The following is a 23,936-nucleotide window of genomic DNA, read 5'->3' on the forward strand; positions in this document are numbered from 1 at the left end:
AGGCTGCGCACGCTCAACAGATCCGCGCTGCCGAGCACCCCCGAGCGCGTGCACAGCTCGTCCATGACGACTTGATCGCGCACCTTTCATTCGGCGTCTTCGTCAACTTACTGCCGACCCCACACTCATCTGCCGCACACCTCACTCAGCGCAGAATTCTCTGGGACGAGGCGCTCTCGTCGGGATTCCCACATCTAGGCAAAGACGGACGCGACGGACTCCGCCTCGGTACCCAGGCCACCCGGCTGCATGCGCTGCGTAACCGGGTCGCGCATGCCGAGCCGCTGCTTGATGTGCGCTCGGATCGGCGGCTTCGGGATGTGGGGCGGCTGCTGGCGAGCATGGATCCACGGTTTGCCGGCTGGGTGACCGGTGGGTCCCGGGTGTGGGACGTCCTGAAACAACGACCCGGGTGAACACCTGAACCCGGCGGATCTTCCGACCGGCGAATGGATTCGGCTCGCCTCTGCGGGATGTCGCCCGCGGCGACTAGCCTGGGGGCATGAAGACGGAATCCACACCCCCGGGCCCCGACGGACAGCTCATCGTGAAAGATGTGCTCGCCTGGCGCACCTGGCTGGATGCCAATGAGGAAACCTCCGACGGGGTCTGGCTGCACCTGGCCAAGAAGGGGACCGTGGAACCCACCACGCTCACCTACGGTCAGGCGCTCGAGGAGGCTCTGTGTAGCGGATGGATCGACGGCCAGAAGCGCTCCTTTAACGAGGCGACCTTCCTTCAGCGATTCACCCCGCGCCGTCGGGCCTCGATGTGGTCGGCGCGCAACGTGGGCATCATCGCCGAACTGGATACGGCCGGTCGCATCCGCCCACGCGGCCACGCCGAGGTGGCGGCTGCCCGCGCCGATGGGCGTTGGGATCGGGCGTACGCGGGATCCGCCGACGTGGAGATCCCCGAGGCGCTGGCCCTGGCGCTCGCCGCCGACCCGGTGATCGCGGCGGCCTTTGAAAACCTCAGCGCCTCGGCCCGGTACTCGATCCTGCACCCGCTGATTACCGCGGCCACCCAGAAAACCCGCGACGCCCGTCTCGCCCGCGCCCTGGCAAAGCTCGCCGAGGGCTAGGCGCGGCTCGCGTCGCGGCATGCAGAGAGGCCCGGATTCCGTGTGGAATCCGGGCCTCTCTGCATGCCGTGGGCGCGGGTGATTACTCCGCGCCCGGGATCGAGCGGTGGTGCGTGCTACTCGTCGCCGGGCAGCGCGGCGAGGAACCGGTTGGTGTCCTCGGCGATCTGAGCGGACTCGGTGTGGTGCAGGTAGTGGTCACCCTTCATCCCGATGACCTCACCGTGGGTCGAGTGTGCGGCCTGCTCCTCGTGGAGCTTCAGCCAGTTCGGGTTGGCCGGGTTGGGGTCCTGCGCGAAGAGCAGGACGGGCAGGTCCGCCGGGAAGGTGAGCTTTCGCGCCTTGGCGTCGGCGAAGTTCGCGCCGATCCGGCTCATCTCGTCCAAGTAGGTGTCCGACATCGCGTTGCGGTTCACGATCAGGGTGTTCTGCTCGCGCGCATCCTCGGGGTAGTCCTTGGCAAACGCCGACAGCGGATCGCTGTCCAGGGCGGTGACCGCCCGCGCGATGCCGGTTGCCTTGGCGGCGCGCATCAGGTCGATCGGGAAGGAGACGTCCATGCCGGGCTGCTCGGGCACGCTGGTGTCCACACCCACGAAGGCGATGACATCCTCGGGGTACTTCTCCACGTAGTTCAGCGAGTAGATGCCGGCGATCGAGTGGCCGCCGAGGACGAAGCGGTCGATGCCCTGCTGGTGCAGCGCCTCGTGAACCTCGGTCACGATGTTCTCGCTGGTGCGCGGCTTCTCGGTCTGATCGCTTAGTCCGTATCCGAAGGGCTCCACCACAACCACACGGTGGGTCTTGGCCAGCTTTTCGGTGAGCGGCAGGAAATCGATGGCCGGGGCGGAGGTGCCAAACCCGGGCAGTAGGACGATGGTCTCGGGACCGTCACCGGTGGTGACCAGGTTCATCTTCTTGCCGTCGACGGTGGAGAACTTGCCGTACGGGGTGATCCGGTCGGCCTCTTGGGAGCTGGCCACGGCGTTGACGATTGAGGTGGTGGCGAGGACCAGGGCAAAGATTGCCACGATCACTCCGAAGACCTTCAGGGTGACCTTCAAAAACTTCTTCATTACTGCGCTCCAGGGCGGGGATCGATGGAGTGGAGGCGTGAGCCTCGACACCGGCGGTGTCCTGCCAAGAGTAACCAGCCCCCTGTTATGTATTCGGACCGAACTCTCAGGCTGCGGCGGATTTGGCGCGTGTCGGGCGTTTTTGATCGGTATCCGCGAACAAACTGCGCATTCCGTAGTCGGATCGTTACGACGCCGACGCTAGGCGAGGGCCTCATCTCGTTTGCGGGCGCGATAGGCGGCGGCTTTCACCCGGCTTCCGCAGGTCTTCATCGAGCACCATTCGCGGCGGTGTCCACGGGAGTGATCCAGATACACCTGGGTGCACTCGGGACGGGCGCACTCGCGCAGCAGGGCGGCATCGGGGCCGCCGATGATGGCCACCGCCTGGCGAGCGATATTGCCCAGCGCCTCTGCTGCCGTGCCCCGTGGATGCCAACCCGCAGACGAGGGCGCCGCCAGTAGCTCCGCCGCCAGGACCGGCGCGGATGCGTGCAGGTTCAGGAGGGTGACGGGCTCCTCCGGCAGGGCCTCGCCGTGCAGTCGCGCCCAGACCAGGGCGTAAATGGCCTCGCGCAGAACCAGGGCGTCGGCAAGCACGGCGGGGGTCGCGGTGTGGGAGCCGGGCAGGAGGCCCGACTGATCCAGCCAGTCGTCGAGGTCGGTGGGGGTTTCCAAGCACTCCCGCGGCCGCTCGTTTCGGCGCGCACGCAGTGTCCCCACCAGGTCGAGTGGGAGGCAGCCGCACGGGAAGGCGTGTTTCATGTCACCATTCTGACCGGTGACCTCGGGTGCGCGCAAGCGAATCACCAAAATTCGTCACCGGTTTGACAGGTGACGTTTTTGCGTGTCATGATCATCACCACTTAGACCGGTGATGCCGGTGGGAATGGAGAACAGCATGGAACTCAAGCTTGAGGTGGTCGTGATACCCGTCGCCGATGTGGACCGAGCCCTCGCCTTTTACACCGGCATCGGATTCCGCGAGGACGCCGATTTCCGCACCGAACGCGGCCTGCGAGTGGTGCAGGTCACCCCGCCGGGCTCGGCCGCATCGATCATCTTCGGCGAACAGCTCACCGATGTGCCGCCCGGGACCGTCCGCGGCCTGCACCTGGTGACCGCCGATATCGCCGGAGCCCGCGCCGAGCTGGCCGAGCGCGGGGTCGCGATCAGCGGGCTCTGGCACGATGCCGACGGCGTCTTTCACTGGGCGGGCGGCGCGAACCGGGTGCCCGGGGCACATCCCGAGGCCGAGAGCTATGGCACCTTTGCCTCGTTTGAGGATCCGGACGGGAACGAGTGGATCCTGCAGCAGGTGGTCACCCGTGCGCCGGGACGCTAACGCGGCACCGGGCCGGAACTCAGAAAAGATGTCTATCGTTTTTCAGGAACCTGAATCAGGATGGAAGAACAACACGGCGGTTGGCCACGAAGGGGGCACAGCATGAGTGAGGATTCGACAACAACAACGCGGCGCACGGTGGATGTCATCGTGATCGGGGCCGGTCCGGTGGGCGAAAATGCCGCCGACCGCGCGGTACGCGGCGGATTGAGTACCGTGATCGTGGAGCGAGAACTGGTGGGCGGCGAATGCTCCTATTGGGCCTGCATGCCCTCCAAGGCGCTGCTGCGTTCGGGCCAGGTATTGCGTGCGGCCAAGGCGGTCCCCGGTGCGGCCGAGGCGATCACCGGTGAACTGGATGTGCCCGCGGTGCTGGCCCGGCGAGATTCCTTCACCAGCAACTGGGACGACGCGGGACAGGTGCGCTGGCTCGACAGCGCACACATCGACCTGGTGCGCGGACACGGTCACCTGAGCGGCGAGCGTGAGGTGACGGTGACCGGACCCGATGGTGAGGTCACCATCCTGACCGCCAACCACGCGGTTGTGGTGGCCACCGGTTCGATCGCGACCGTTCCCAAGATCCCCGGGATTGAGGAGGCTGGTGTCTGGACCAGCCGGGAGATCACCGCGGCGCAGAGTGTGCCGCCACGTCTGGCGATCATCGGCGGCGGGGTGGTGGGAACCGAGATGGCCACGGCCTTCGCCTCCCTCGGCTCCGAGGTGACGCTGATCGCGCGGGGCACGCTGCTGGCCGGACTCGAAGACTTTGCCGGGGAATTTGTGGCCGACGGCCTGCGCGAGCTGGGCGTCACCGTGCACACGGGAACCTCGACCGACCGCATCGAACGCGCTTCCTCCGGTGAGGTGACCATCTTTACCTCCGCCGGGGAGGTGCACGCCGATGAGGTGGTGGTGGCCACCGGCCGCGCGGCGAACACCCGTGACCTCGGGCTCGAAAGCGTCGGCCTTACCCCGGGCGACTGGCTGACCGTTGACGACACCCTGCTGGTCGAGGGCTTCGACTGGCTCTATGGCGTGGGTGATGTCAACCACCGGGCACTGCTCACCCACCAGGGCAAGTATCAGGCCCGCGCCGCCGGTGACGTGATCGCCGCCCGCGCGAGCGGGAGCGCGCTCTCGACCGAGCCCTGGGGAATTCACGTGGCCACCGCCGATCACGGTGCCGTCCCGCAGGTGGTGTTCACCGATCCCGAGGTTGCGGCCGTGGGACCGAGCGCCGAGCAGGCCACGCGGGCCGGATACTCGGTGCGTGTGGTCGACTACAACCTGGGCTGGGTTGCCGGGTCGAGCCTGTCCCGAGACGGATACACCGGGAAGGCCCGCCTCGTGGTGGACACCGATCGCGAGGTCATCCTGGGCGCGACGTTTGTGGGTCCCGAGGTGGCCGAGCTGGTGCAGACCGCGACCACGGCGATCGTCGGGGAGATCCCGTTGGCCAGGCTGTGGCATGCGGTCCCCGCGTACCCCACGGTGAGCGAGATCTGGCTGCGTCTGCTGGAGGAGTATGGCCGTCCTACCGCGGAATCCCGGCGATGAGTGACCCCAGTCGCGCCGACCGGGTAGCCATTGTGCGCTATCTGCGGGTTGTGCAGGACTCCCGCAACGGCCTCGATGAGCGGACGGCCGCGGCCTTCGAAAGGCTCACTCCGGCGCAGGTGGACGTGTTGGTGGAGCGGCTGACCGGTCCCGCGGCGCTGCCCGAGCCCGGCCTCACCCGAGAACCGGCCGTGCGCTGGGTGCAGCGGCGTCTACTCGGCGGTGCCAGCGCACGCGATGTGCGCGGCACCGCGCGGGTGACCGGGATGGCGCTGGCGCTGTTTGCCGTGGTGATCGGGATCGGCGCGGCCATCGCGATCACCACCGAACCGCAGCCGATGGCCGGGCCCGGGAATCCGCAGCAGAGTGTCACCACCGAACACGGCGATCCCTCCCGGGACCTGGGTGAGGTACTGCGTCGCCAGGCCCTCGAGGATCAGCAGACCGACCTCGACTACTAGGCCACCGCTAGTCGGACGCCGCGCTCGCCCAGGCCGCCCACAGGTGAGCGTAGCGACCCTTGGCCGCCCGGAGCTGCGCGTGGGTGCCCGATTCGATGATCCGCCCCTGCTCCATCACGATAATGCGGTCGGCGCGTGCCGCCTGGTCCAAACGGTGCGCGATGATCAGGGCCGTGCGTCCCCGCAGCAGCGCCTCGGCCGCCGCATCCAGGGTGCGGGCGGCATCGGATCCGGCCTCGGCCGTGGCCTCATCCAGGATCACGGCGGGCGGATCCACCAGGGCGATCCGGGCCAGCGCGAGGTGCTGGGCCCGCTCGGCGGTCAGCGGTAATCCGCCGCCGCCCACGCGGGTGTGGATTCCCTCGGGCAGTGCGCTGACCCACTCCCACGCACCCACCAGGGTCAGCGCCTCGATGAGGGCCGGGGCGGGGGAGCCCGGCCGGGCGATCACGAGGTTATCGGCGATGGACCCGGCAAACACGTGCCCTTCCTGGGTAGCCAGGGGAACCGGAATCTCGATCGGGAGGCCGCGTTCGCGATCGGCGCCGCTGCCACCGGCTCCGCCGCCGTGCACCGGACCCGCAAATCCGCCCTCGGCCGCGCGCAGGCCCGCGATCACCGCGGCCAGGGTGGATTTACCCGAACCGCTTTCGCCGACGATGGCCACATGCTCACCCGGGGCCACCTCGAGGTTCAGCCCCTCCAGGAGTGGGATGCCCGGATGATAGCCAAAGGTGAGGTTCCGCGCCGCGAGTCCCACCCGTGCATCGCCCGCCGATTCTCCGCTGGGCTGCGGCGAGGATTCCGGCTCGGAGGTGGGGGTCGGTGCCGGAGAGGAGGGCGACACGGTGAGCACCCCGACCAGCCGGGCCAGCCCGGCACCCGCGCGCTGAAGCACCCCGAACACCCCCAGGACGGTATTGATCGGGTCAAACAGGCCGGCAAAGAACAGCGCCGCGGTCACGGCAGCCCCCAGCGGAACCGTCCCGGAGGTCACCAGGACATAGCCGGCAACAAGGATCGCGGTTAGCCCGATCCACTCGGCCAGGTTGAGCCGCGCATAAAACACCGTCGCGGTACGAACGGCGCGGAACTCCCAGCCCATCGAGGCGCGCGAGGCCGCCTCGATCCGTGTCCGTTCTCGCTCGCCCAGCCCCAGAGCACGCACCGTGGGCAGCGCGGAGAATGCGGTGAGCAGGGCACTCGCACGCGCCCCATCGGCGGCGCGGCCGGCGGCAAAGATTGGCCCCGAGGCACGCAGATAGCGACGCACGGCAAATCCCTGCACCGGAATCGCCAGGGCTCCGGCGAGGGCAAAGCGCCAGTCCAGGGCGGCGAGCCCCAGCAGAGTCATGATGATCGTGATGCCCGCGCCGGCAAACGCGATAAACGCCCAGGAGGCGGCGTCGGACACCTCCTCGGCGTCCCCGGAAACCCGCGAGACCAGATCGCCGGTGCCACCGGCCTCCACTCGGGAGAGTGGCAGATTCAGCGCGGCGGCGACGGTGTCCTCGCGCAGGCTGGCGACGCCGGGCTGGATCCCCCGGGACAGCGACACCGTCGCGATCCATCCAAACCCGGCCTGCCCCAGTCCCGCGGCCAGCAGCAGCAGTCCCGGGCCCAGCAGATTCGCCGGGTCGGCACCATCGGCGATCAGCTGGGTGATCCAGCCGATCGAGGCCGGACCGGCCAGGCCGCAGATACTCGCCAGGGTCAGCCCACACAGTGCCAGGACCAGGGCGCCGCGGTGGCGGCGCAGCAGCGGCCGCACCACGGCGAATACGGTGCGGACATCGGCCACGGGCAGGAGGGTGGTGATGGAGGTCATCGCAGTACCGCCTCGAGGTAGCGGGTGTCGGAGTCGCCAAGAGAGCGGTGGGTTCCCTCGGTGGGTGCCGTGTCGGCGGGGAGGAATATCACGCGATCGCAGCGTGTGAGCCAGGCCGGGGAGGAGGTGAAGACCGCCGTGCCTCGGCCCGCGCGTAGGGTGGCCACGCGCTCGGCAATGGTCTGCTCGGTTGCCGCATCCACCGCGGTGGTGGGATCGTGCAGGACCAGGAGGTCGGGATCGGCGGCGAGGGCTCGTGCAAGCGCGAGTCGCTGGCGTTGCCCGCCGGAGAGGGCCCCGCCGCGCTCGCCGATATCGCTGTTCCATCCGGTCGGAGCCTGCTCGGCAACCTCTTCGACGTGGGCGGCGTGGGCGGCACGGGTGGCGAATGTCGCGGGGGAGTCGTGCATGGTGGCCTCGGTGGCGGTCTCAGCGGCGCGCTCTGCGGCGGGCTCGGTGTGAGGGCCGCGGGCCGCTGGATCGGCGGCGGCCGCGGCCGCGGCCTCGGTCAGGGCGGCGCGCAATGAACCGGCAAACAGCGCCGCATCGTGGGGAGACACCAGGACTCGGCGCGTGAGGTGGCGGGCATCCAGATCGGGGAAGGGGGTGCCGCCCAGCCGGATGCTCCCGGACTCGGGATCGCCTTCCCGCGCCAGCAGCGCGATCAGTGCTTGGGCCGTGCGTGGATCCTCGGTAACAATTCCGGTGAGTTGTTGGGTATCGAGTCGCAGGCTCAGCGGGGTTGTGCGGCCCGGAAGTGGGCCGACTCGGAACACCTCCAGGACGGGGTCGGATCCCGCCTCCTCGCTCCCGAGGTCTGCACGGGCGATGGGTGAGTTGAGGATCGCGGTGACCCGCTCGGCCGAGGCGCGGGCGCGGGCGATCGCGGTCCCGGTGAAGGCCAGCGTGTCCATCGGCCCGATGACAAAACGGGCGAGGCCCAGGGCGGCGACCAATTCCCCCGCCGACAGCGCACCGGAGAGGGCGAGGGAGCCGCCCAGCACCGTGATCAGCGCGAGATAGGTCCCGGTGAGTGCGGCTCCGACGGCGGTCAGGGTTGCCGCCCCGGCCGTCGCATGCAGGGTCGTCTGGAGGGCCTGGCCGCTGGCTTCGGCATACTGCCGGGCACCGGCACCGCTGGCACCGAGGCCTCGTAGTACGCGCAGTCCACGTACGAGGTCCTCGGCCAGGACGATCACCCGGCCGCGATCGTCCTGTTCAATCCGGCTTCGTCGCTGCACCGGACGCGAGGCGAGCCCCAGGGCAACCAGCAGCAGCACGGTGCCCACCATGATCACGATCCCCAGCGGCAGCGAGGCGATGAGCAACATGATGGTGCTGGCGATCAACACCAGGGCGGCGGCGATGCAGGTTGCAAGCATCCCGGCAAAGGCACCGATGCGGCCGGCATCCGAATCCGCTCGGGCCAGGAGGTCGCCGGGTGCCTGATCCACCCCGCCGGCCGGATCCAACACGCGTGCGCTCAGCATCATGCGTACCGAGTGTTCGCCGTGCTGCTTGGCGCGCATGCTGGCGCGAGCCCCGAGTCGGTAGGAGAAGGAGAGCAGGAGGAAGTCCGCGGCGAGAATGCCGATCCACATCAGCAGGGCACCCGGATCGGCTCCGGCCAGGGCGGTGCCGATCGTGGCGCCGATGATCACCGGGACCAGGGCCTCGCCCAGTTGATGCAGTCCGTAGAGGATGGTCGCCAGGACCAGATCGGTCCGTCTGATGGCGAGGGTGTGGCGGATGAGGGATTGGGGAGAAACGGATGACGCGGGCACTAGATCAGATTAGGATAACCTTAGTTCTGTCGTAAAGATGGCAGCACGCCAACCTCTGTCGTGGATCGGCCACGTCGCGGATTGGCACCGGAAATCGACGGGCGAATGGGAGCCAGAGTGGGTGCAGGTAGCGTGATCGGGTTGGAGCGATTCGAGATGGATCGTGGCCAAAAATTCCGCACCCACGTGCACCGCTACCACCAGCTCGCCTGGGCGAGCTCGGGGGTGCTGATGGTGGACGTGGAGGATCACTACTGGGTGCTGCCACCGAGCCTGGCGCTGTGGATTCCCGCGGGCACCTGGCACGCCGCCGCCGCCCTACAGCGTTCGGTGATGGAGGGGATCTACCTGGACCCCGCGGGATGTCCGCTGGCCTGGGCGCAGCCCACGGTGCTGGAGGTGTCGCCCCTGGCGGCCCAGCTCATCGGATACCTGGCCGGGGACCTCGCCGAGGACGCCCGGATTAGCGCGGAGACCGTGCTGCTGCAGGTCCTGGCACCCGTGGATAAGGCAACCATCGAGCTGCCGCTGCCCGTGGATCCGCGGGCACGGGAGGTGGCCGCGATACTGCTGGCCGATCCCGGGGAGCAGCGCAGTCTGGACGCGCTTGCCCGACAGGTGGGTTCGAGTTCGCGTACCCTGTTGCGCCTCTTTGGGGCCGAGACCGGCTTGACCTTCACCCAGTGGCGAGTGAATGCCCGGCTGCAGGCGGCGATGGCGTATCTGGCGGCGGGGGAGCCGGTGGGACGCGTGGCCGACCGGGTGGGATACGCGACCGCGAGCGCGTTTGTGGCCGCGTTTCGTCGGGTCACCGGGCATACACCGGCCGCCTACTTCGCCGCGGCCACCGGCGGTCGCCGCGAGGGTGCCGGAGACGTGTCCGGCGAGCCGATGACCGTGGATGCGGAGCGGGCACCACACACGGCGTCGGCGCGGCCGGTTGCGGATACGGATCGGGCGATCGACGCGGCCTAGGCGCCCTCGGTGCGCTAGCCCCCGAGGTCCTCGGGATCGATCGGGGTGAGCAGCACCGCACCGGACCCTCGGGCAGCCAGGGCGTCGTTGGGGTTGAAAACGCGACAGGAGCCGAGGGATACGCAGCCACACCCGATGCACTGATTCATCTCGGTTTCCAGACGCTCCAGTTCCAGCCGGCGCGCGGCGAGCTGGCGTCGCCAGGATGCGTTCAGGCGGTTCCAGTCGCGCAGTGAGGGCATTCGATCCTCGGGGAGGGTCTCGAACTGCTCGGCGACCTCGGTGAGTGGGATGCCCAGTCGTTTGGCGGTCTGGATGATCGCGATGCGCCGCTCCACATGGCGCGGATACAGGCGGTGCCCTCCGGAACTGCGCTCGGAGTGGATCAGGCCGCGACGCTCATAAAAGTGCAGTGCCGAAGCCGCGACCCCGGTTCGGCGCACGATTTCGCCGATCGGCAGCAGGTCGGTGGGACTGCGGCGGGGTTCATCCGGCGACGCGGACTTGATCTCAACCATGGTTGAGATTTTACCCTGAAGTAATGCATACCGAGACTTCCGAAGAACACGGCACCTGGGCGGACCTTTTCCGCGGCGGTGCCGGACCCATCTCCCTGGTTCTGGCCGGCGGAGTCGCCCTCTACGCGCTGACCGTCTACGTGACCGGCGCGCTGCTTCCCGCCCTCAGCGCCGAACTCCACGGAGTGGAGCTGTACGCGTGGGTGAATACCGCGTACCTGACCGCGTCGGTTCTAGCCTCGGCGGTGTCGGGACGGGTTGCGATCCGGCTGGGTACCCGCGGTGCCTACCTGGTGGGGTTTGGGTTGTTTGCGCTGGGATCGCTGATCATCATGCTGGCCCCGGCGATGCTGGTGGTGGTAGCCGGACGATTGGTCCAGGGCCTGGGTGGCGGATTCCTCGCTGCGCTCGCCTACGTGTCGATCAGCGCGTTGCTGCCGCGGCGGGTATGGACCCGGGCGACCGTCCTGATCACCGCGATGTGGGCCATCGGTGGGATCGCCGGTCCCGCGCTGGGTGGCACATTTGCGTCGGCGGGCGTCTGGCGGGAGGCGTTTCTGATCCTCACCATCGCCGCGATCCTGCTCGGTCTGATGGCCCTGATCGTCATCCGTGCGCCCCGGCCCGAGGGCGTCGGTGCGCCGAGTCTGGCCGTGGGATCTCTCGTCCTGGTTGTGGCCGCCGCGGTGCTTTTCAGTATCGCCACCGTGGTCACCGGCGGCTGGCAGATCCTCGCCGTGGCCGGGGGAGCGCTCGCCCTGGTGCTGTGTGTTGTGGTGGAGAAGCGCACCGAATCGCCGCTGCTCCCGGCGATGACCTTCCGCCGCGGCTCCAACCTCAAGTGGGTCTACCTGGTGGCGGGTCTGATCGGTGGTTCGGTCATGATCGAGTCACTTGTCCCGCTCTTCGCGCAGGAGATCGGGAACGTGCCCGCCCTCCCCGCGGGCTACCTGGGTGCCGTGCCCTCGCTCGGATGGACCGTCGCCGAGATTTTCAGCGCGATGATCGTGGGGACCCGGGCGCGGTTGCGAGCACGCACCATCGCGCCGTTTATTACCGTGGCCGGGCTGGCGGGGTTCGCACTGGTGTCGGGCACACTGGAGGGGATCGGTGTGCTGGTTGGCTGGATCGTGACCCTGGCCCTGATCGGCATCGGCGTGGGCATCGGATTCCCGCACCTGAGCGTCGCGGCAATGTCCTCGGTGGAGGGCGAGGAGGAGCAGGCGGCGGCCGCCTCGGGCGTCTCCACCGTGCAGTTGCTGAGTAACGCGATCGTGACCGCGCTGGCCGGAATCCTGCTGGGAACCTCCGTTGCCGGACTCACCTCGGCGCAGGTCGTGTCGGGTGGGCTGGCCATCCTGGTGGCCGTGTCGATCCCCGCCGCCCTGGTGGTGGCTCGTCGTCTCCGCTCGCGGTAATACCCGTTTGGCACATTGTTAACCATTCTTTCGAATGATGTGAATGATGCGTGGGATTGATGATTTTCACGGATCCCGACCCTAACGTAGGAGCATGACACGTATTCCCGCTCGGATTTTGGCCCTCGCCGGTGCCGCTTTGGCACTGTCGATCACGGTCACCGGCTGTGCCGGTTTTGACGAGATGGTCACCCGCACCAAGGCCGCGAGCTTTCAGGACCGTGACGCCCTGATCAAATCGGGCATCACCGCCGACTGGGTCCCCACCGATGCGCACCGTATCCGCGGCGCGCGCTCGCTGGACAACGCCGACATGTCGGTACTGATCAGCTCGAAAACCAAGCTGGATCCGCGTAAGTGCCCGCGCAAGCAGCGCCAGTCCACACCCTCGTTTGTCCTGGCCGGTGCGCCCAACGCGTATGCGGCCAAGGAGGTGTACGCCTGTGGCGAGTGGAGTGTCATTCCCACGCGTAACGGGTGGTTTGGGTGGACCCCGAACCACCCGCAGGAATCCGGCAAGAAGGATGGCCCCCGCCTGGGTCACCACCCGGTCCTGCGCACCGAATAGCCGCTATTCCGGGAGGTTTTCGGCGAGCCCCAGCGGCAGCACGAGCGGGGTTTGTGGTCCCTGGATGCCGCCTCGGACGTAGCCCACCCGCAGGGTGATCGCCCGATCCAGGTCCGAGTAGCGCACCAGGACGGTTCCCCGCCCGCCCGCATCCAGGGTGCCGGTGAGTCCCAGTTTTGACTTCGAGGTGCCCCAGGTAGCACCGGGCCAGCCGCGGAGGCTCCACTCGACCCCGCGCAGTGTCAGTCGCGGCGTTCCCGCCACCACCGGTGCGAACGAGGCGTCGGTGGAAACCAGCGCGGGCGCGGATTCGCGGCCGTCGGCGAGCCGCTCGGTCACGGTGATGGTGATGCCCACCGGCGTCATTCCGGACAGAGCGGAGCTCTCCCAGGAGCCGTCGGCGGCGACGTGGGCGCTGGCAAGCAGTGTGGGGGAGACCCGCTGAAAGGTTCGCAGGGAGGCGGCGTAGGAGCCGTGAACGAGGATATCGGCACCCGGAGTGGCCGCGGTGCCGGACAGGCTCAGGCTGCCGGCCGCGGTGTCAAAGTGTGCGTCCGGCGCGGTCGGTGGCTGCGGATCCTCCGGGGTCGGAGTGGGGTCCGGTGTCGGTGTGGGATCCGGAGTGGGAGTGGGCTCGGGTGTGGGGTCCGGAGAGGGCTCCGGTGTCGGGGACGGATCTGGTGTGGGTGTGGGCTCGGGTGTTGGTGTTGGTGTTGGTGTTGGTGTGGGTGTAGGTACCGGAGTGGGCCGGGTGGGCTGCGCCGGTATCTGCGCGGGGACGTCCACTGCCGGTGCCGCGGGCACCTCCGGTGCCGGGGCCGAAACCGGGGCCTGCGCGTCGGGCCGCGTGATCCTCAGCGGAACAAAGGAGGTCTGGACTCCGAGGTGCGTGGATCCGGAGGCCGGATCTGCCGCGGGCGCATCCGCTCCGGGATCCGGGGTCGAGGTCGACGGGGTCTCCTCACCGCGTGAGTCTTCGGTCGAGGAGCTCGGGTTTTGTGGTGCCGCCGGGGACGCCGCAGGCAGGACAACCAGTCCCACCGCGAGGGCAGCTCCGGCAACGGCCACCCCGGCGCCGGCACCGGCGATCACCTGCGTGGTTCTGGAAGGGAACAGTTTGCGAGGGACCAGGGTGATCAGCCCGGTGAGGGCAAGCCCCACCGAGGCCGCCTGAATACCAAACAGGAACCACTGTTCGCGGCAGCGATCGCAACCATCGATATGGCCGAGCAGCCCGCCTCGAATCGGATCGGGAATCTCCGACCAGCGCAGATCCGCGAATCTTCCCACGGTCTGAGCGCAGGTGTCATCGATCACGGGGCCGGTAAACGCGGCCACGACCCAGGCCTTGCGCAGTCGGGTGCGGGCGCGGTGCAGCGCGACCCGGGACTGACCGGGATTCATCCCCTGAACGGCACCGGCGTCGGCCACGGAGGATCCGTTGATCTCCACCGCGGTGATCAGCTCGCGATCGCGTTCGGACAGGGTGCCCAGGGCATCGGCCAGGTGTGTGCGGGTTGCCAGGTCACCCAGATAGTCGCCGGGTTCCACCCGCAACCCGGGCAGATCCTCCGCCTCGGCCACCAGGACCTGGCGTCCCGCGGAACTCCAGGCCGACCGTACGGTGTTCTGGATGGTGCGGGTCAAATACCCGCGGAACTCGCCGGTGGGACCGCCGCCCGCACGCAGCGCATCGTAGATCTTGCTGAAGGCATCGGACACGGCGTCCTCGGCGAGGTCCGGATCCATCGACCGGGCCAGGCGGAGGGCGAACTCGTGATGGCGCTGCCACAGCGTGCCGATGGCCTCGTCCTGGCCGGCGCGAACCTGATCACACAGGGTACTGTCGGGCACGGTGGACATAGACTGCGGCCTTTCGGGTGGCGCGCACTCCCCACCCCGGCGCGAGCGCACGGGAAAGGGAGACGGGTAGTGGGTGTTCCAGGCTGGGTGGGCCCGAGCTTTGGGAAAAGCCACCGTCTAGCTTACTTCAGGGGTGTTGAGTGTGGGGTTCCGCATCGTCGCGGCGGATTCGGGTCGCGCCGCGACGATGCATCCGAGCGCGCGAGAGGGTAGCTCGCATGGCTCGGCGGGTAAGACCGGGAGGTAAATCCCGGCTGGGGGGAGGGTATGCCCACACCATGACCACTGCCCACCCCCGCCGGGTGTTACACGACGCGCCGAAACTTTTTAGTTGCGGTTCCGAAAACGCTCCAACGCGGCGACGGCATCCTCATCCACCAGGTGTGCGTTGGCGACGGCACCGGCCCGGACCCCGGCGGCCGCCGCGGCACCGACCTGCGCGCCCAGATCGGTCGCGTTTCCGGCGACCCAGACGCCGGGGACGCTCGCCTGACCGGCGGCGTCGGTCTGGATGGCACGGCCCATCGGGTTCTCGGTCTGCGCGAGGTTGAGGCTCGCTACCGGATCCAGGTTCGCCACCATGTGGGGTGCCACCACAACCGCCGTGCGCGGAATGAGTGTGCCATCGCTCAGTCGAATGCCGCGCAGCGTGTCCGCATCGATATCCAGCCCGGCCACGGCACCCTCGATGATCCGGATGCCCAGTGCCGCAAACTCCTCCCGGGTGTCCGCGGCGAGTTCGGTCTCGTTGGTGAAGAAGGTCAGGTCGCGACTCCACTGGTGAAACAGGCGCGCCTGGTGGACCGAGCCCGGACCGCTGCCCAGGACGCCGATGGGCTGATCGCGCACCTCCCACCCGTGGCAGTACGGGCAGTGCAGCACCTCGCGGCCCCAGCGCTCGCCGACCCCGGGGAGATCGGGGAGCTCGTCGGTCAGGCCGGTGGCGATGATGATGCGGCGGGCACGCAGGGTCGAGGCCTCCCCAGCGGAATCGGGGGTGACGTGCACGGTGAACCCGATGCCCGTGGGGTCGGCCACCACATCGGTGACGCTGCCCGGCAGCAGCTCCCCGCCGTATCCGGCCAGCTCGGCCCGGCCGCGCGCGACCAGCTCCAGCGGCGGGATGCCCTCGAGTCCCAGCAGGTTGTGGGCACCCTCGGCGGGAGCGTTGCGCGGGGCTCCGGCGTCGATGACCAGGGTGCGGCGGCGTGCCCGGCTGAGGGTTACGCCCGCGCCGAGGCCGGCCGCGCCGCCGCCGATGATGATCACGTCGTAGGGGGTGGTGGTGGTGGTGGGGTTCATGAAGGCTCCGTCTCGTGGATGTTGATTCCATCCTGAAGCGCACCGCAATAAAACAGCAAAGAGTTTTGCCGAATGGAAAACTCACGGCGCCCGTGCAGCCGCCGGCGGCCGGTGGGGTGTCAAACTGGAGCCATGACCGATGCCCGACACACCCTCGATGCCCTCGGTGCGCGACTCAACCGCCTGCGCACCGGGCGTGACCTGACCCTCGCCGAGCTCTCCGAACTCACGGACATCTCGATCAGCACCCTGTCCCGGCTGGAGAGCGGTGTGAGACGCCCGAGCCTGGAACAGCTGCTCCCGCTGGCCCGTGCCTACGGGATGACCCTGGACGAGCTGGTGGACGCCCCCGAAACCGGGGATCCGCGCATCCATGTCAAGCCGCACGTGCACCGGGACGGAACCAAAACGATCCCGCTGACGCGGCGTCCCGGCGGGATCCAGGCCTTCAAGATGGTGCTGCCGCCGGCGCGCTGCACGCCGCCCAAATCGCTCATGGTGCATGAGGGGTACGAGTGGGTCTATGTGCTCTCCGGTCGCCTCAGGCTCCTGCTGGGGGAGCGCGACATGGTGCTGGAGCCGGGGGAGGCGGCCGAGTTTGATACCCGGACCCCGCACTGGTTTGGTCCGGTGGCCGGGGGCACGGTGGAGCTGCTCAGCCTGTTTGGCAAGCAGGGGGAGCGCGCACACACCAAACTGGCCCCGGGACGTGAGTCCCCGGGCCAGGAAGTGGGTAACGCGTAGGGCGGTTTAGGCGGTGACGCCGGGGTTTGCGAGGACCGCGCGGGAGCGCAGCGCCCCGTCGGCCAGCGAGCTCAGCACCTCGGTGGCGCGTGCCATCTCGAAGCTGTCCACCACGGTGCGGATCTTGCCAGCGGCCGCCAGTTCCAGGACCTCTCGCATCTGCGCCCGGGTGCCGATCACCGAGGCCTGGATGGTCTGAGCCTTGTTGAACGGGAACTCGGCCAGGGTCAGCGGCACGCCGTTGACCAGGGTGCCACCCCACTTGAGCACGCCGAAGGCCTGCTCGGTGACCACGTCGGCCGGGGCGAAGGTGATGACCGCATCGGCCGAGTCGGCAATCGCGGCCAGGGCCTCGGGGTCGCGGGAGTCTACGGTGTCGGAGGCGCCGAGCTCACGGGCCACCTCGAGGTGTTCGGGGGTGCGACCGACCGCGATCACCCGGGCACCGGTGAGCGCGGCAAACTGCACGGCCATGTGACCCACGCCGCCGAGGCCGAAGATCGCCACGGTGTCGCCGGGGCCCACAGTGAGCTTGTCCACCGCGGCAAAGGCGGTGATGCCCGGGCAGAACAGCGGCGCGCTCTCGACCAGGTCGAGGGAGGCGGGAACCGGGTAGGTGTGGGCGGCGGTCGCGATCATGAATTCCGCATAGCCGCCGTTGACGTGCTCGCCGGTGATCTTGCGATCGTGGCAGAGGTTTTCGCGTCCACTGGTGCAGAACCCGCAGGTCTCGCAGGAGGACCACAGCGGCTGGACGCCCACGGGGTCGCCGATCTGGAAGCCGGTGACACCCTCGCCCAGGGCGCTGACGTAGCCGGTGACCTCGTGGCCGGGGATGATCGGGCTGATTGCGGGCACGCCGCCATCCACCCAGTCGCCCTCGATCATGTGCAGGTTCGAGCGGCACACGCCACAGGCCACCACGTGGATTTCCAGCTGGCCAGGGGCGGGGGCGGGGCGCGCGGTTTCGCGCCAGGTCAGGGGTGCCTGCGCGATCGGCGCGGGCTGGTCAAGTTCTTGTGCAAACATCGAAGTCATGCCTCAACGCTAAAACCGGACCTGTGAGCGCGTCCAATAAGAGATCCGTATGGATGGGTTTTAGCGGCCGAGCGCGGCGGCGAGTTCTCCACGCGTGGTTTCGATCTGCGGGGTCCCCACAAAGGTCTCGGCAAACGCGCGGGCGGTTTCATCCGCGGTGTCGGAGAGGACCAGGCGGATCTCCCAGCCGAGGGAGTCATCCTCGATGATCGCGCGGGGAAGCTCGGCCGCCTCGAGCTTCGCCGCCATCGACTCGGGCACAATGGCGACCCCGCCGCCGCGGGCGACCAGGCGGATCAGCATGTGCACGTCTTCCAGGGTCATCACGCTCTGCCGGGTGATGCCCTGGCGCGCCCACGCCTCATCCAGGATCCGCCGCGCCGCCCAGGTATCGGCGAAGTCGATCGTCGCGACCCCATCCAGTTCCTCGGGACGAAGACTCTCGCGGGTGGCCAGCGGGTGTCCCTCCGGGCCGAGCAGTACAAAGGATTCCCGGCGCAGCGGGATCGAGGTTGCCGAGACCTCCTCGGTCAGGCCGTTGGCGAGCAACGCCAGGTCGATCTCGCCGGTATCCAGCTGGGAGTGCAGCGACTGGGTCGAAGCCTGGGTGAAGTGCATGCTGGTGTGCGGATGGGCGCTGCCAAACGCGGTGATCAGATCCACCAGGTCCACAAAGTCGCCGAGGCACTGTTCGGCACCGATTCGGGTGGTGCGCGGGCTCGCGATCGCCGCGCGCAGCAGTGCCTCCTGAGCCCGGCGCGCCTCGCCCAGCAGTAGCGCCGCACGTGGACGGAACGCGTCGCCCGAGGCGGTGAGGGTGGCGCCCCCGCGTCCGCGGGTGAACAGGCTCACGCCGAGTTCGCGTTCAAGCGCGCGAATCGAGGAGGAGAGGCCGGGCTGGCTGACAAAGGAGCGCTCGGCGGCGCGGGTGAAGTTCTCCTCGGCGGCCACGGCCAGGAAAAATTCAAGCTGACGCAGGTCCATTAGCGGGTCTCCTCGGTGGACGTGGCGGTGGCGGTGGCGGTGTTGGAGACGGTGTTGGTGACGGCGGCGGTGGCCGTGCCGGGTGCGTCGGGCCAGTGCGAGAGGGCACCGTCCAGGACGTCGATCAGGCGCTGCCAGGACGCGGCGGTCTCGGGGTCCGAATGGGAAAACCCGCCAGTATTGTCGAGGCCGATGAACCCGCCGATGCTTGATCCGATGATTCGCACCGCGTGTGGAACCTCGGCCGGAGGCAGTCCGTAGCCACGGATCACCCCGCCCAGGATCGCCGAGACCCGCCGACCGGCGGCCACAAACTCCTCACCGGCGAAGTGTGCCCGGCTGGCTTGCCAGAGCCCCGGGTGTCGTCGGGACATCTCAAGCATCGCCTCGGCGGCCGCGGCGAGGGCCGCGCGCGTGTGTAGCCCGGCGGTCGCGCGGGTGAGGTCGGCGGCCAGCACCGCATGGGCACGGGTCCCGATGATCTCACGCAGCGCATCGAGCCCGCGCACGTGGGCGTAGAGGCTCGCGGGCTTGACGCCGAGTTCGCGGGCGAGGGCCGAGACGGTGACTCGGTCGAACCCCATGTGGTCGGCAAGATCGGCCGCGACACTGCTCACCTGATCGAGGGTGAGCCCCACGGTTGCGGCCATGATCTCCTCGGTTTCTGACTCGATGTCCTTCAAGGATTATAGGCGTCGCGTCGCGTCGCGGGCATCGGGGTCGGGTGTCGCGCGGCGGAATCATTGATTCACAGAAAATGTTTGCACTGATATCAATCTAGTGTTATCGTTGCTATCAGTTCGAGGGAATCGACGATCACCATCCGGTCGCCTCCTCGACACAGACTCAATCGGGAGACACCATGACCAGCACTTCGAACACCACCGCCACCCAGGGCCGCGTTGCCCTCGTGACCGGCGGATCCGGCGGCATCGGCCGCGCCACCGTCGAACGCCTTGTCGACGACGGCTACTCGGTGGCCGTGCACTACTCGGGCAACCGCGCCGCCGCCGAGGAGACCGTGGCCGCCGTGACCGCCGCCGGTGGATCCGCGATTGTGGTGGGCGGGGACGTCGCCGATGAAACCGCGATGGCCACCGCGTTTGACCAGACCGAGGCGGCCTTTGGCGGGATCGACGTGGTGGTCAACACCGCCGGCATCATGATCCTCGGCCCCATCGCCACCCTGAACCTCGATGACCTCGACCGCATGCACCGCACAAACATTCGCGGTACCTTCGTGATCTCGCAGCTGGCCGCGAACCGCCTGCGCTCGGGCGGCGCGCTGATCAACTTCTCCACCTCGGTCTCGCGCACCAAGTTCCCGACCTACGGTGCCTACGTGGCCAGCAAGGCCGCGGTCGAGTCGATCAGCCTGATCCTGGCCCGCGAGCTGCGGGGCAAAAACATCACCGTGAACGTGGTGGCCCCCGGCCCCACCGCAACCCCGCTGTTCCTCAACGGCAAGGACGAGCAGACCATCGAAAACCTCTCCAAGGCCGTCCCGCTGGAGCGTCTGGGCCAGCCCGAGGACATCGCCGAAACCGTGGCCTTCCTCGCCGGTCCGGCCCGCTGGGTCAACGGTCAGGTCATCTACACCAACGGTGGACTCGCCTAAGCGCGGCCCACGGAAACACAGGGAAAAATCATGACCACCATCGTCTTGATCACCGGTGCCTCGAGCGGTTTTGGGGCACTCACCGCACGCGCACTCGCCAGCGCCGGACACACCGTCTACGCGGGCATGCGCGAAACCACCGGCCGCAACGCCCCGCAGGTTCAGGCGGCCGCGGATTTCTCCGCCGAGCATGAGGCCGACCTGCGCGCCATCGAACTCGACGTCAACAGCCAGGACTCGGTGGATGCCGCCGTGGCCCAGATTCACGCCGAGCACGGACGCATCGACGTGCTCATCCATAACGCCGGCCACATGGTGACCGGACCCACCGAGGCGTTCACCCCCGAGCAGCTGGCCGAGCTGTACAACGTCAACGTGCTCTCGACCCAGCGGGTCAACCGGGCCGCACTGCCGAACATGCGTCACCGCGGCAACGGCCTGGTGATCTGGGTGTCCAGCACCTCGGTGCTCGGTGGGACCCCGCCCTACCTGGCCCCGTACTTTGCGGCCAAGGCGGGCATGGACTCGCTCGCGGTGTCCTATGCCGCCGAGCTCTCGCGCTGGGGTGTGGAGACCTCGATCGTGGTCCCCGGATCGTTCACCAACGGAACCAACCACTTTGCACACTCGGGTCGCCCGGCCGATCAGGAAACCGTGGCCGAGTATGAGACCCGCTATGCGGGGCTGATGGAGCAGGTGTCGCAGAAGCTGGCCGAGCTCTCCCCGCCGGATGCCGATGCCTCGATGGTCTCCGACGAGATTGCCCGCATCGTGGCGCTGCCCGCCGGGACGCGTCCGTACCGGGTCCACATCGACCCGGCAAACGATGGATCCGAGGCGGTCGCGGCACTTTCGGATGCCAATCAGGTAGCATTCCTCAACCGCGTGGGCCTCGGTGACCTGCTCACGGTGACCCCGCGGGCCTAGTTTCCCTCGAATTGAACGGAGTAGTCATGACCCCCACCCTTCCGGAACCGATTGCTCGGTTCATCGACACCACCAACGCCCAGGACTCCGCCGGCTTTGTGGCGGCCTTCACCGAGGACGCCCTGCTGGATGATTGGGGGCGCGTCTTCCGCGGGGCCGGCGGCATCGCCGACTGGAACCGCACCGACAACATCGGGGTCAACGCGCACTTCGATCTGGTGAGTGTCGAGCAGGCACCCGCCGGGGAGGAGTGGATCGTGACGCTCCGGGTCAGCGGCGATGGCTATAACGGCACCGGCCCGATGCGCTTCCAGCTCGCCGGCGACCGGATTTCTCGCCTGCGGATCACACCCAACTAGGTCCAACACAACGGGGCCCCTTCTCCCGCGGGAGAAGGGGCCCCGTTGTGTTGTTGAGCCTGCGTGTGCCGGGCGCGGATCTAGCGGGTGCCGAGTTCGGCGACCAGGCCGGTGATGCGGGCGAGTAGCGCCGGTTCCTCCGTGAGCGCGGGGTCGAGAGCGCTCAGGATCTCGGGCAGGGTGCGTTCGGCGGCCGGGGCGGCGAGTTCGAGGGCTGCCCAGGCGGCCACCGCGCGGGCGGCGGCCTCGCCGGTGCGCCCGGCCTCGCGTTCGGCGCGCAGGACCGGGAGGATGCGCAGTCGGATCTTGGTCACGTTATCCAGCGCGATCTGCGCCAGGTTGTGCCGAATGCGCGGGTTCTCGAATCGCTCGATCAGCTGTGCCCGGTAGCGGGGGAGTTCCAGCTCGGGGGCCGTGAGGTGGCGGGCGGCCTCGTCCCAGAATGCCTCGACCCAGTCGCGGCAGACGGGGTCTGCCAGTGCCTCGGCGACGGTGTCGTGTCCGCGCAGGCGTCCGGCCGAGGCGAGCAGGGTGTGCGCGCCGTTGAGTAGCCAGAGCTTGCGTGCCTCGAAGGGCTCGATGCCCTCCACGAAGCGGGCACCCGCGTGTTCCCAGGCGGGGCGTCCGGCGGGGAAGTCTCCGCTGAGAACCCAGTCGAAGAACGGCTCGGTGACCACCGGGGACGCATCGGAAAACCCGGTCAGTTCGGCGGCGGTCTCGATGTCCTCGGGGGTCGTGCGCGGGGTGATCCGGTCGATCGAGGTCGAGACGCAGGAAACGTGGGCGGCGATCCACTCGGCCAGACCCGGGTCCACCGCGGCGGCGAAGTCGGCGAGCATCGCCCTCACCAGCTCGCCGTTGCCGGGCAGGTTATCGCAGGAGACGATCGCGATCGGCCCGGCACCCGCGGCCCGGCGCGCGGCCAGGCCGTCCACCAGGCGGCCGGGGGCAGTTTCGGGATCGCGGTGGCCGAATCCCTCGATGTCCGCGCGGACCGCGGGATCGGAGGTATCCAGTGCGCCATCGGCTCCCAGTCGATAGCCCGCCTCGGTAATGGTCAGGGTGATCAGTGCCGTGGTGTCGGCGGCAACCAGGGCACTCCAGGTCGGGATATCCGATCCCGGATACACCGCCACGATGCTGTCCACGATCTCGGCCCGGTCGCCCTCGGCGGCGCGGGTGATCAGCGTGTACAGCCCGCCCTGCGGTGCCAGCTCATCGGCCACGGTGGTGCTGCGCCCGGTGAAGGCGGCGATGCCCCACTCGCCCGCGGTGTCGGCCAGGCCGGTGAGCCAGGCCTGGTGGGCGCGGGCAAACGCGCCGATGCCCAGATGGACGATGCGTACCGGCGCCGCGGTGCCGGGTTCGCGGGTCAGGCGGGGAGCGGTAGTCGTGGACACTAGAGGCCCTCCGCATCCGTCGAGCTTAGGCGCAGCAGCACCTTGCTGCTGCCGGTGGAGCGATCCGCGGCGGTCTCGAACGCGGCCAGGGCATCGTCGAGATCGAACTCATGGGTGAGTAGCGGTTCGACGTTCAGTCCCTCCGCCAGCAGCTCGATCGCCCGATCAAACTCCCCGGCAAAGCGGTAGGTCCCGCGGTAGTCGATCTCGCGGCTGACCAGCGCCCCGAGCCCCACCGACACGTTACCGGTGGGGAGGTTACCCACCTGGACCACGATGCCGCCGCGCGCGGTCGCGCCGAGCACATCGCCCACGGTGGCCGGAACTCCGGACGCCTCGAAGGCAACGTCCACATCCTCGGGCAGCGCCTCGCCCCGGGCGCGGTTGATGAGCACGTGGGCACCCATCGCCCCGGCGATCTCCAGCGAGGAGGCCGCCACATCCGAGGCATAGACGGTGGCCGCGCCGGCGGAAACCGCGGCGGCCACCACCAGGGCTCCGATCGGCCCGGCACCGTTTACCAGTACCCGCTTGCCCGCGAGGGAGCCGGCCCGGGTGATCGCGTGCAGGGCGACCCCCAGCGGCTCGGCCACCGAGGCGGTCCGGGTGGACAGGCCCGCGGGCAGCGCCCGCAGCTGATCCACCCGGACCACCCGCAGGGTCGAGAACCCGCCCTGGGTGTGCGGGGTAAACGCGGCCGAACCGAAGTAGCGTACCTTCGAGTGCAGGTTGTCGCGGCCCGCGAGTGCGGGGGCCAGGGTCGATCCCTCGGCGATGCTCGCCGGGTGGATGGTGACCGCCGTACCCACGGGGATCGTCGATCCACCATCGCCAGAGGCGACCACGGTTCCGGCCACCTCATGGCCGAGAATCAGTGGTTCGGTCAGCACCGCGGTCCCCGAGATTCCCGAGCGCCAGTAGGCGATATCCGAGCCGCAGATCCCGCCCCACTCCAGTCGGACCAGGGCGTCGCCCGGTCCGGGAACGGGGTCGGGCACGGTGTCGATCCGGAGGTCTCCGGCGGCGTGAACGGTAACGGCTTTCATGCTGATTCCTTGTGTAGGGCGATGGTGGATCGAGGGGG

The 23,936-nt window shown here is 68.6% G+C and carries 24 protein-coding genes; 12 read left to right on the top strand and 12 right to left on the bottom strand.

Annotation, left to right across the window (positions count from 1 at the left end; genetic code table 11):
• The first annotated feature begins 71 nt into the window (after positions 1-71).
• Positions 72-416, top strand: coding sequence for a hypothetical protein (locus M2390_RS02285; protein WP_259176728.1), 345 nt, complete (start codon positions 72-74; stop codon positions 414-416).
• An 86-nt stretch (positions 417-502) separates the two neighbouring features.
• Positions 503-1,084 (top strand): YdeI family protein, encoded by a 582-nt coding sequence (locus tag M2390_RS02290; RefSeq protein WP_259176729.1) that lies wholly within the window; start codon positions 503-505, stop codon positions 1,082-1,084.
• Between the two features lie 116 nt (positions 1,085-1,200).
• Here M2390_RS02290 and M2390_RS02295 read toward each other — a convergent pair whose 3' ends face one another.
• Together M2390_RS02295 and M2390_RS02300 are read right to left on the bottom strand one after the other, a co-directional pair.
• On the bottom strand, positions 1,201-2,160 hold the full coding sequence (locus M2390_RS02295) for an alpha/beta hydrolase (protein ID WP_259176730.1): 960 nt from the start codon (positions 2,158-2,160) through the stop codon (positions 1,201-1,203).
• Positions 2,161-2,361: 201 nt separating this feature from the next.
• Positions 2,362-2,925, bottom strand: a complete 564-nt coding sequence (locus M2390_RS02300; protein ID WP_259176733.1) for an ABATE domain-containing protein — start codon at positions 2,923-2,925, stop codon at positions 2,362-2,364.
• Positions 2,926-3,061: 136 nt separating this feature from the next.
• On the opposite strand from M2390_RS02300, the gene M2390_RS02305 reads away from it, so the two are divergent.
• The 3 genes from M2390_RS02305 to M2390_RS02315 all read left to right on the top strand — a co-directional run bounded on the left by M2390_RS02305 (position 3,062) and on the right by M2390_RS02315 (position 5,526).
• A complete protein-coding gene (locus M2390_RS02305) occupies positions 3,062-3,505 on the top strand; it encodes a VOC family protein (protein ID WP_030143227.1) in 444 nt (147 codons plus the stop codon).
• Between the two features lie 102 nt (positions 3,506-3,607).
• The gene (locus tag M2390_RS02310) at positions 3,608-5,065 is read left to right on the top strand and encodes an NAD(P)/FAD-dependent oxidoreductase (protein WP_259176736.1); all 1,458 of its coding nucleotides are present in this window, start codon (positions 3,608-3,610) and stop codon (positions 5,063-5,065) included.
• Positions 5,062-5,526, top strand: a complete 465-nt coding sequence (locus M2390_RS02315) for a hypothetical protein (RefSeq protein WP_259176737.1) — start codon at positions 5,062-5,064, stop codon at positions 5,524-5,526. Before M2390_RS02310 ends, M2390_RS02315 begins: the two co-directional genes overlap by 4 nt.
• A 7-nt stretch (positions 5,527-5,533) precedes the next feature.
• Here M2390_RS02315 and M2390_RS02320 read toward each other — a convergent pair whose 3' ends face one another.
• Positions 5,534-7,354 carry an ABC transporter ATP-binding protein gene (locus M2390_RS02320; RefSeq protein WP_259176738.1) on the bottom strand — a complete coding sequence of 607 codons (1,821 nt, stop codon included), beginning with the start codon at positions 7,352-7,354 and terminating at the stop codon, positions 5,534-5,536.
• Complete coding sequence (locus M2390_RS02325; protein WP_259176739.1) at positions 7,351-9,138, bottom strand: ABC transporter ATP-binding protein; 1,788 nt, start codon at positions 9,136-9,138, stop codon at positions 7,351-7,353. Before M2390_RS02325 ends, M2390_RS02320 begins: the two co-directional genes overlap by 4 nt.
• A gap of 117 nt (positions 9,139-9,255) precedes the next feature.
• Between M2390_RS02325 and M2390_RS02330 the strand changes: the two genes are divergently transcribed.
• Positions 9,256-10,113, top strand: a complete 858-nt coding sequence (locus M2390_RS02330; protein ID WP_259176741.1) for a helix-turn-helix domain-containing protein — start codon at positions 9,256-9,258, stop codon at positions 10,111-10,113.
• Between the two features lie 14 nt (positions 10,114-10,127).
• On the opposite strand, the gene soxR is transcribed toward M2390_RS02330, so the two are convergent.
• On the bottom strand, positions 10,128-10,631 hold the full coding sequence (gene soxR / locus M2390_RS02335) for a redox-sensitive transcriptional activator SoxR (protein WP_259176742.1): 504 nt from the start codon (positions 10,629-10,631) through the stop codon (positions 10,128-10,130).
• A gap of 23 nt (positions 10,632-10,654) precedes the next feature.
• On the opposite strand from soxR, the gene M2390_RS02340 reads away from it, so the two are divergent.
• The gene (locus tag M2390_RS02340) at positions 10,655-12,049 is read left to right on the top strand and encodes an MFS transporter (RefSeq protein WP_259176745.1); all 1,395 of its coding nucleotides are present in this window, start codon (positions 10,655-10,657) and stop codon (positions 12,047-12,049) included.
• 94 nt (positions 12,050-12,143) lie between these two features.
• Positions 12,144-12,617: a hypothetical protein gene (locus M2390_RS02345; protein WP_259176746.1), complete on the top strand. Its 474-nt coding sequence runs from the start codon at positions 12,144-12,146 to the stop codon at positions 12,615-12,617.
• A gap of 3 nt (positions 12,618-12,620) precedes the next feature.
• Here the strand turns inward: M2390_RS02345 and M2390_RS02350 are convergent, their stop codons facing one another.
• Both M2390_RS02350 and M2390_RS02355 read right to left on the bottom strand, forming a co-directional pair.
• Positions 12,621-14,471, bottom strand: coding sequence for an RNA polymerase sigma factor (locus M2390_RS02350; protein ID WP_259176747.1), 1,851 nt, complete (start codon positions 14,469-14,471; stop codon positions 12,621-12,623).
• Positions 14,472-14,807: 336 nt separating this feature from the next.
• Positions 14,808-15,782, bottom strand: a complete 975-nt coding sequence (locus M2390_RS02355; RefSeq protein ID WP_259176750.1) for an NAD(P)/FAD-dependent oxidoreductase — start codon at positions 15,780-15,782, stop codon at positions 14,808-14,810.
• Between the two features lie 132 nt (positions 15,783-15,914).
• Here M2390_RS02355 and M2390_RS02360 point away from each other — a divergent pair, with 132 nt between their 5' ends.
• Positions 15,915-16,526 carry a helix-turn-helix transcriptional regulator gene (locus M2390_RS02360; RefSeq protein ID WP_259176751.1) on the top strand — a complete coding sequence of 204 codons (612 nt, stop codon included), beginning with the start codon at positions 15,915-15,917 and terminating at the stop codon, positions 16,524-16,526.
• Positions 16,527-16,532: 6 nt separating this feature from the next.
• Here the strand turns inward: M2390_RS02360 and M2390_RS02365 are convergent, their stop codons facing one another.
• Genes M2390_RS02365 through M2390_RS02375 form a run of 3 tightly spaced genes read right to left on the bottom strand, consistent with a single transcriptional unit; the run spans position 16,533 to position 19,198 of the window.
• Positions 16,533-17,564, bottom strand: coding sequence for an alcohol dehydrogenase catalytic domain-containing protein (locus M2390_RS02365; protein ID WP_259176753.1), 1,032 nt, complete (start codon positions 17,562-17,564; stop codon positions 16,533-16,535).
• Between the two features lie 60 nt (positions 17,565-17,624).
• Positions 17,625-18,548, bottom strand: coding sequence for a LysR family transcriptional regulator (locus tag M2390_RS02370; RefSeq protein WP_259176755.1), 924 nt, complete (start codon positions 18,546-18,548; stop codon positions 17,625-17,627).
• Entirely contained in the window at positions 18,548-19,198 is a 651-nt protein-coding gene (locus M2390_RS02375; RefSeq protein WP_259176756.1) for a TetR/AcrR family transcriptional regulator, read from the bottom strand. Before M2390_RS02375 ends, M2390_RS02370 begins: the two co-directional genes overlap by 1 nt.
• Positions 19,199-19,410: 212 nt before the next feature.
• Between M2390_RS02375 and M2390_RS02380 the strand changes: the two genes are divergently transcribed.
• From M2390_RS02380 to M2390_RS02390, 3 genes are read left to right on the top strand one after another with little or no spacing between them, the layout of a single operon-like run.
• Positions 19,411-20,166: an SDR family oxidoreductase gene (locus M2390_RS02380; protein WP_259176758.1), complete on the top strand. Its 756-nt coding sequence runs from the start codon at positions 19,411-19,413 to the stop codon at positions 20,164-20,166.
• Between the two features lie 30 nt (positions 20,167-20,196).
• A complete protein-coding gene (locus M2390_RS02385) occupies positions 20,197-21,093 on the top strand; it encodes an SDR family oxidoreductase (RefSeq protein ID WP_259176760.1) in 897 nt (298 codons plus the stop codon).
• Positions 21,094-21,119: 26 nt separating this feature from the next.
• The gene (locus M2390_RS02390) at positions 21,120-21,452 is read left to right on the top strand and encodes a nuclear transport factor 2 family protein (protein WP_030143245.1); all 333 of its coding nucleotides are present in this window, start codon (positions 21,120-21,122) and stop codon (positions 21,450-21,452) included.
• 80 nt (positions 21,453-21,532) lie between these two features.
• Here the strand turns inward: M2390_RS02390 and M2390_RS02395 are convergent, their stop codons facing one another.
• Both M2390_RS02395 and M2390_RS02400 read right to left on the bottom strand, forming a co-directional pair.
• Positions 21,533-22,852: a mannitol dehydrogenase family protein gene (locus M2390_RS02395; protein ID WP_259176762.1), complete on the bottom strand. Its 1,320-nt coding sequence runs from the start codon at positions 22,850-22,852 to the stop codon at positions 21,533-21,535.
• Positions 22,852-23,898 carry an L-idonate 5-dehydrogenase gene (locus M2390_RS02400; protein WP_259176764.1) on the bottom strand — a complete coding sequence of 349 codons (1,047 nt, stop codon included), beginning with the start codon at positions 23,896-23,898 and terminating at the stop codon, positions 22,852-22,854. Before M2390_RS02400 ends, M2390_RS02395 begins: the two co-directional genes overlap by 1 nt.
• Between the last annotated feature and the right edge of the window lie 38 nt (positions 23,899-23,936).

The sequence above is a fragment of the Mycetocola sp. BIGb0189 genome (genome assembly GCF_024810155.1).
Taxonomy (GTDB): domain Bacteria; phylum Actinomycetota; class Actinomycetes; order Actinomycetales; family Microbacteriaceae; genus Mycetocola; species Mycetocola lacteus.